The sequence below is a fragment of the Flavobacterium sp. genome, from assembly GCF_043760115.1.
GTDB lineage: Bacteria > Bacteroidota > Bacteroidia > Flavobacteriales > Flavobacteriaceae > Flavobacterium.
Genome location: NZ_JAYUPK010000061.1, coordinates 1 through 8,056, shown reverse-complemented (window position 1 = coordinate 8,056; position 8,056 = coordinate 1). Strand labels below are relative to the sequence as shown.

The 8,056-nt window shown below is 29.8% G+C and carries 9 protein-coding genes; 8 read left to right on the top strand and 1 reads right to left on the bottom strand.

The window, feature by feature from the left end:
• From ACH2BC_RS05150 to ACH2BC_RS05120, 7 genes are all read left to right on the top strand, one after another.
• A partial coding sequence (locus ACH2BC_RS05150; RefSeq protein WP_395052916.1) for an anthranilate synthase component II occupies positions 1 to 515 on the top strand: 515 nt, incomplete at its 5' end.
• 347 nt (positions 516 to 862) lie between these two features.
• Positions 863 to 1,855: an anthranilate phosphoribosyltransferase gene (gene trpD / locus ACH2BC_RS05145; protein WP_395052915.1), complete on the top strand. Its 993-nt coding sequence runs from the start codon at positions 863 to 865 to the stop codon at positions 1,853 to 1,855.
• Entirely contained in the window at positions 1,852 to 2,673 is an 822-nt protein-coding gene (gene trpC / locus ACH2BC_RS05140; protein WP_395052914.1) for an indole-3-glycerol phosphate synthase TrpC, read from the top strand. Before trpD ends, trpC begins: the two co-directional genes overlap by 4 nt.
• A 40-nt stretch (positions 2,674 to 2,713) precedes the next feature.
• Positions 2,714 to 3,337, top strand: a complete 624-nt coding sequence (locus tag ACH2BC_RS05135) for a phosphoribosylanthranilate isomerase (RefSeq protein WP_395052913.1) — start codon at positions 2,714 to 2,716, stop codon at positions 3,335 to 3,337.
• Positions 3,327 to 4,514: a tryptophan synthase subunit beta gene (trpB, locus tag ACH2BC_RS05130; protein WP_395052912.1), complete on the top strand. Its 1,188-nt coding sequence runs from the start codon at positions 3,327 to 3,329 to the stop codon at positions 4,512 to 4,514. The genes ACH2BC_RS05135 and trpB overlap by 11 nt, the downstream gene beginning before the upstream one ends.
• A gap of 3 nt (positions 4,515 to 4,517) precedes the next feature.
• Complete coding sequence (trpA, locus tag ACH2BC_RS05125; RefSeq protein WP_395052911.1) at positions 4,518 to 5,279, top strand: tryptophan synthase subunit alpha; 762 nt, start codon at positions 4,518 to 4,520, stop codon at positions 5,277 to 5,279.
• A 289-nt stretch (positions 5,280 to 5,568) separates the two neighbouring features.
• The gene (locus ACH2BC_RS05120; RefSeq protein ID WP_395052910.1) at positions 5,569 to 5,916 is read left to right on the top strand and encodes a hypothetical protein; all 348 of its coding nucleotides are present in this window, start codon (positions 5,569 to 5,571) and stop codon (positions 5,914 to 5,916) included.
• 4 nt (positions 5,917 to 5,920) lie between these two features.
• On the opposite strand, the gene yaaA is transcribed toward ACH2BC_RS05120, so the two are convergent.
• The gene (gene yaaA, locus ACH2BC_RS05115; RefSeq protein WP_395052909.1) at positions 5,921 to 6,682 is read right to left on the bottom strand and encodes a peroxide stress protein YaaA; all 762 of its coding nucleotides are present in this window, start codon (positions 6,680 to 6,682) and stop codon (positions 5,921 to 5,923) included.
• 157 nt (positions 6,683 to 6,839) lie between these two features.
• Between yaaA and pepT the strand changes: the two genes are divergently transcribed.
• Positions 6,840 to 8,056 (top strand): peptidase T (pepT, locus tag ACH2BC_RS05110; RefSeq protein ID WP_395052908.1); only part of this gene is annotated, 1,217 nt, incomplete at its 3' end.

Here is an 8,056-nt window from a genome sequence, read left to right as displayed (position 1 = left end):
ATTATCTAGAAGATTTAAACTGCAAAGTTTCTGTTTTAAGAAATGATGAATTTGATATTGAAGAAGTAGCAAAATTTGATAAAATTCTACTTTCGCCTGGACCAGGATTACCATCAGAAGCTGGATTATTAAAAGAAGTTGTTCAAAAATATGCAACAACTAAAAGTATTTTAGGAGTTTGTCTTGGTCAACAAGCCATTGGCGAAGTATTTGGAGGAAAGCTTACCAATCTTGAAAAAGTATATCACGGAGTTGCTTCTAAAGTTCAAATTATTGTAAACGATGAACCACTTTTTAACGATTTAGAAAACGAAATTGAAGTTGGTCGATATCATTCGTGGGTAATTTCTAAAGAAAATTTTCCAAATGATTTAGAAATTACATCCATTGATGAAAATGGAGAAATAATGTCAATTCGACATAAAATATACGATATAAAAGGCGTTCAATATCATCCAGAAAGTATTTTAACTCCAAATGGAAAGAAAATTTTAGAAAATTGGATCAATCAATAACAATTGCAATTGCAAAATTCAATTTCAAAATTTAAGATAAATAAAAAAATAACTTAAAAATTAAAAAATCGTTAATTGAACTTCACTTTGTCACACTGAGCGCAGTCGAAGTGACATAAAAAATAGAGGAAATAAATTTAAATTAAAAATTCAAAAATTAAACTTCACTTTTTCACACTAAGCGCAGTCGAAGTGACGTAAAAAATGGAGGAAATAAATTTAAATTAAAAAATCTAAAATTGAACTTCACTTTGTCACACTGAGCGCAGTCGAAGTGACATAAAATAAAAAATAAAAAACTTTGTGCCTTAGCGTCTTAGTGGCAAAAAAGCATAGCGACTTAAAATATGAAAACAACATTAAACCGATTAATAAATCACGAAATACTAACCAAAGAAGAATCTAAAACTATTTTGGTAAACATTTCCAAAGGTCAATACAACACGAGTCAAATAGCAGCATTTTTAACTGTTTATATGATGCGAAGAATAACTATTGAAGAATTAGCTGGTTTTCGAGAAGCATTACTAGAATTATGTATTCCTGTAGATTTTTCGCAATACAACACCATAGATTTATGCGGAACTGGTGGAGATGGAAAAAACACGTTCAACATTTCAACTTTAGCATCATTTATAACTGCTGGCGCTGGAATTAAAGTTGCCAAACATGGTAATTATGGCGTTTCATCAATATCTGGTTCAAGCAACGTTATGGAAAGTTTGGGAATAAAATTAAGCGCTGACAATGATTTTCTTCAAAAAAGTATGGATCAAGCTAATATTGCCATTCTTCATGCACCATTATTTCATCCAGCTATGAAAAATGTTGGTCCAATTCGTAAAGAGCTTGGCGTAAAAACCTTTTTCAATATGCTTGGACCAATGGTAAATCCTTCTTTTCCAAAAAATCAATTGGTTGGCGTTTTTAGCTTAGAATTGGCAAGAATGTACAGTTATTTATATCAAAATACAGATACAAATTTTTGCATTCTTCACGGATTGGATGGTTTCGATGAAATATCATTAACCGATGAAACCAAAATAATTTCTAGAACAACTGAAACAATTTTAAAACCATCAAGTTTTAATCTTGAAAAACAACTTTTAGAAGACATAAAAGGTGGCGAAACAATTGAAGGATCGGCAGCTATTTTCTATTCAGTAATTTCAGGAAAAGGAACAACATCTCAAAATAATGTGGTTTTGGCAAATGCAGGTTTGGCAATCGCAACTATAGAAAAAACAAGTGTTTTAGAAGGATTTGAAAAAGCAAAAGAGAGTTTATTTAGCGGAAAAGCATTAGAAAAATTAAACAAATTACAAGAATTAAGCAAATGAATATTTTAGATAAAATTATAATAGATAAACGTCAAGAAGTACTTTTAAAGAAATCAATTATTCCAGTTTCACAATTGGAAAACTCAGTATTATTTGGCAACAGAACTATTTCGTTGATCAAAAATTTAAGAGCAAGCAACTCTGGAATAATTGCCGAACACAAACGTCGTTCTCCATCCAAAGCTGAAATTAATTATAGCTTTTCGGTTGAAGAAGTTGTAAAAGGTTATCAAAGTGCTGGAGTTTGTGGAATTTCTGTTTTAACAGATGGAAAATATTTTGGTGGTTCACTTGACGATTTATTACTTGCAAGAGCTTCTGTAAATGTGCCACTTTTAAGAAAAGAATTTATTGTAGATGAATATCAAATTCTAGAAGCAAAAGCATTTGGAGCAGACGCAATTTTACTAATTGCATCCGTTTTAACTCGTGAAGAAATTAAAAATTTATCCCAATTTGCTCAATCATTAGCATTAGAAGTTTTGCTGGAAGTTCACGATGAAGAAGAATTAAACAAAGCCATAATGCCAAGTTTAAATATTATTGGCGTAAATAATAGAAGCTTAAAAACATTTGATGTAAGTCTAGAAATCAGTAAAGAAATGGCATTAAAAATTCCAAATGAGTTTGTAAAAATTTCTGAAAGTGGAATATCAAGTACCGAATCAGTTAAAGAGCTTCAAAATATTGGTTATCAAGGATTTTTAATCGGAGAAACATTCATGAAAACAAATGATTCTGGTGAAGCTGCAAAAGAATTTATATTAAAATTAAAAGATGGAAGATGGAAGATGGAAGATGGAAGATGGAAGTTTTAAAAATTGGAGACTTAACGTCCTTGTGGCTAAAAAATAATATATGAAATTAAAAATCTGCGGAATGAAATATCCAGAAAATATTCTGGAAATAGCCAATTTAAAAACTGATTATTTGGGATTTATTTTTTGGGAGAAATCATCACGTTTTTTTGAAAATACAATTCCTGAACTTCCAAAATCAATTTTAAAAGTTGGTGTTTTTGTAGATGAAAATTTGGATAAAATTATTTTAAAAGTAAAACAATTTAAATTGGATTTAGTGCAACTTCACGGAAATGAAAGCGTTTTATTCTGCGAGAAATTGAAATTAAATAACATTAAGATTATCAAAGCATTTTCTATAGATTCTAACTTTGATTTTGAAGTTTTAAATAATTACGAACAAGTTTGCGATTACTTTTTATTTGACACTAAAGGAAAATTACCTGGCGGAAATGGAACCACTTTCAACTGGAATCTATTAGAAAATTACAAATTAAACAAACCTTATTTCCTTAGTGGAGGAATTGGTTTAGAAGAGATTGCAAAAATTAAAGAATTTATAAAATCGGATATTTCAAAAAAATGTATCGCTATTGATGTTAATAGTAAGTTTGAAATTGAAGCCGGATTAAAAAACGAAAAAGAACTATCACAATTTAAAAAAATGCTGAATGAAAACTAGTTATAATGTAGATGAGAATGGATATTATGGACAATTTGGTGGCGCATATATTCCAGAAATGCTGTATCCAAATGTAGAAGAATTACGCTTGAATTATTTAAAAATTACAGCCGAACCTTCTTTTAAGAAAGAGTTTATGGAATTAATGGTAGATTATGTTGGTCGTCCAACTCCACTCTACTTTGCCAAGCGATTGTCTGAAAAATACAATACCAAAATTTATTTGAAACGTGAAGATTTATGTCATACTGGCGCACATAAAATTAATAATACAATAGGTCAAATTTTAGTTGCAAAACGACTTGGAAAAACTAGAATAATTGCAGAAACTGGTGCAGGTCAACATGGAGTTGCAACCGCAACTGTTTGTGCGTTAATGGGTTTGCAATGCATTGTATATATGGGAGAAGTTGATATTAAACGTCAAGCTCCAAATGTAGCACGTATGAAAATGCTTGGCGCAGAAGTTCGCCCAGCTTTATCTGGTTCAAAAACATTGAAAGATGCTACAAATGAAGCCATTAGAGATTGGATAAATAATCCAAATGATACTTATTATATCATCGGTTCTGTTGTTGGTCCGCATCCTTATCCAGATATGGTTGCACGTTTTCAAGCAGTAATTTCAGAAGAAATAAAAGCACAATTATTAGAAAAAGAAGGAACTGAAAATCCAGATTATGTAATTGCTTGTGTTGGTGGCGGAAGCAATGCTGCTGGTGCTTTTTATCATTTTTTAGACGATGAAAATGTCCAAATTATTGCCGTCGAAGCTGCAGGAAAAGGTGTAGAATCTGGAGAAAGTGCTGCAACTTCAATACTTGGAAAAATCGGAATTATTCACGGAAGCAAAACCTTGTTAATGCAAACCAATGATGGACAAATAACCGAACCTTATTCTATTTCTGCTGGTTTGGATTATCCTGGAGTTGGACCTTTACATTCGCATTTATTTGAAACAAAAAGAGCAGAATTTATAGCAATTACTGACGATGAAGCTATGCAAAGTGGTATAGAATTATCTAAAATGGAAGGAATAATTCCTGCAATTGAAACGGCACACGCTTTTACAGTTTTGGACAAAAAACAATTCAAACCAACTGATATTGTGGTCATCAATCTTTCTGGTCGTGGCGATAAAGACTTGAATACGTATATAGATTATTTTAAATTATAGGAAATGAATCGAATAAATAAAAAACTATCAGAAGATAAAAAATTGTTATCAATCTATTTTACAGCAGGTTATCCTTTAATAAATGATACCGTTTCTATAATTCAAGAATTAGAAAAAAATGGTGTAGATATGATAGAAATTGGTTTGCCATTTAGCGATCCTTTGGCAGATGGACCAACAATACAAGCAAGTTCTACAGCTGCTTTACAAAACGGTATGACAACAGATTTACTGTTTGAACAACTTAAGAATATTAGAGAAACTGTACAAATTCCACTTTTAATTATGGGTTATTTTAATCCCATGTATCAATACGGAATTGAAGCTTTTTGCAAAAAATGCAGTGAAATAGGAATTGATGGATTAATTATTCCTGACTTGCCTTTAAAAGAATATCAAGACCAATATAAAGAAGTATTTGAAACTAATAATTTGAAAAATATTTTCCTAATTACGCCACAAACATCCAATGAAAGAATTCAAGAAATTGACAGCGTTTCTGATAGTTTTATTTACATGGTTAGTAGTGCAAGCGTAACTGGAAGTAGTACTAGTTTTGGAGAAAATGAAAGTAATTATTTTGAACGAATTGCCAATTTAAATCTTAAAAATCCACAAATAATTGGTTTTGGAATTAATTCAAAAGAAACTTTTCAAGCTACAATAAAACATCAAAAAGGTGCAATAATTGGAAGTGCTTTTATTAATTTTTTAAATGCAAATGATAAATCAAACATAAAATCATTTATTAAACAAATACTTTAAATTATTTGATTCAATTATATGAAAATAAATAAACTAACAATTCACTATAGATAAATACTATCGTGGTTCAACATAAAAAAGTACTGTCAAATTTTACTTAGATAGTACTTTTTTATATTTATTATTACAAGTTTAAAAATAATAACAAAATAGGTCTCATTAACTTATAATTCCATCGCAAGTACTTCTTAACTAAAATTGCAACTTATTAACAATTTTTTTAATTTACAAAATAAAAATTTACATTTGGTTGATAGATAGAACGTTATTAACTCTAAAATCAATAATTATGGGACTTTTTACTAATAAAGACAAGCAAATTATTAAAACGCTTTGTAAAAAAAGTGAAGAAATTGGAAAAGAAATTACAAAAGAAATCGACGAACTTTTTGTAGAGTTAAAATCAGATTATGATGAAAATCAAGAAGTTGTAAACGAATTTAGTACTTTTGTAAACGAGTTAAAATCTAAATTAAATCCAGATGATGCTAAGAAACTTTTAGACTTTTCTGAACGATTGAACAAAGTAAAACGTTGTGCTAAAAAAGGTGTTGAAGCAATGAGAGAAATCTCAAGAGATCAGAAAAAAGCAACTAGAGAAACTGCAAGAGAATATCAAGAATATATGTATGTTTAAATAATTACCTTGTAAAAACTAGTTTGTTTCCGATACTCAAATTGGCATCAAAAGCATAACCTTCATAATTAAATCCTTTCAAATCTTCTATTGTTTCTGCATTAGAGTCTACAATAAAACGCACCATCATTCCTCTTGCCTTCTTAGCAAAAAAACTAATCATTTTTAATTTTCCGTCTTTGTAATCTTTAAATTCTGGTGTAATTACTGGAACTTTTAACTTTTTTACATCAACAGCATCAAAATATTCATTGCTTGCTAAGTTTACAAATAATTCCTCTTTTCCAAGTTCAGCATTTAAAGATTTTGTAATGGTATCTTTCCAAAATTCGTAAAGATTTTTATTTTTTCCAATTGGTAATTTTGTTCCCATTTCCAATCTATAAGGTTGCATCAAATCTAATGGTTTCAATAATCCATAAAGTCCAGAAAGTATTCGCAATTTATCTTGCAAAATGTTTATTTTTTCTTCAGATAACGAATAAGAATCCAATCCCAGATAAACATCACCATTAAAAGCATAAATTGCTTGTCGTGCATTTTCAACAGAAAGTTCAGCTACATTTCTTTCTTGATTTCGTTGCCAATTTAAATCTGCCAATTTATCAGAAATAGACATTAAATTCATTAATTGCTTTGGCTTTTGCTTTTTTAAAACCTTATCAATACTAACAGATTGCTGTACAAAATCATAATTTGTAAACGAATTAACTGGTAAAGGAGAATCAAAATCTAATGATTTTGCTGGAGAAATAACGATTTTCATTTTTACTATTTATGATTTCAAATTTACAAATTACTATTGTAAAACAGATACGATAAAATGATTTATTTCGATTTTAATATCGAAGAAATTGATATTAAATTAAACTTAATAAATTAAAGAAACTCTTCAATTTACTATATTTGTAAAAACATTTTTTATGCAACACATTATAGACAGATTTATAAGTTACGTTACTATTGATACCGAATCAGATGCAAATTCTAAAACAACACCAAGTACAAAAAAACAATTGGTGCTTGCCAATCTTTTAGTTAAAGAGTTAAAAACCATCGGAATGACAGAAGTTACCATCGATAAAAATGGTTATGTAATGGGAACTTTAGCCAGTAATATTGATAAAGAAGTGCCAACAATTGGTTTTGTTTCGCACTATGATACAACGCCAGATTTTACAGGATTTAATGTAAAACCTCAAATAATAGAGAATTACAATGGTAAAGATATTGTGCTAAATGCCGAGCAAAACATAGTGCTTTCTCCAAATTATTTTAAAGATTTATTACTTTACAAAGGTCAAACATTAATTACAACCGATGGTACAACATTGCTTGGCGCAGATGACAAAGCAGGATTGACAGAAATTGTAACAGCAATGGAATTTTTAATAAAAAATCCAGAAATTAAGCACGGAAAAATTCGCGTAGGTTTCACACCAGATGAAGAAATTGGTCGTGGAGCAGATTTATTTGACGTAGAAAAATTTGGCGCAAAATGGGCTTACACAATGGATGGAAGTCAGATTGGCGAACTAGAATATGAAAATTTTAATGCAGCTAGTGCCAAAATTACATTTAAAGGGAAAAGCGTTCATCCTGGTTATGCCAAAGGAAAAATGATAAATTCTATGTTAATTGCCAACGATTTTATTTCGGCTTTGCCCAAAAATGAAACGCCTCAAGAAACTAAAGCATACGAAGGATTTTTTCACGTTCATCACTTAACAGGAAGCATTGAAGAAACTGTTTTAGAATTAATAATTCGCGATTTTGATGCCAAAAAATTCAAAAAACGTAAAGAATTAATTCAAGAAATTACTAAAAAATTCAATAAAAAGTTTGCAAAACAGTTTGGCGAAGACATAGTAATTACCGAAGTAAAAGATCAGTATTACAATATGAAGGAAATGGTTGAACCAGTAAAATATATTGTAGACTTGGCAGAAAAAGCTATGAAAGAACTCAATATCAAGCCATTAATAAAACCAATTCGTGGCGGAACTGATGGTTGCAGATTGTCTTACATGGGTTTGCCATGCCCAAATATTTTTGCTGGCGGACACAATTTTCACGGAAAATATGAGTATGTTCCGGTAGAAAGTATGCAAAAAGCAATTGATGTAATTGTAAAAATTGC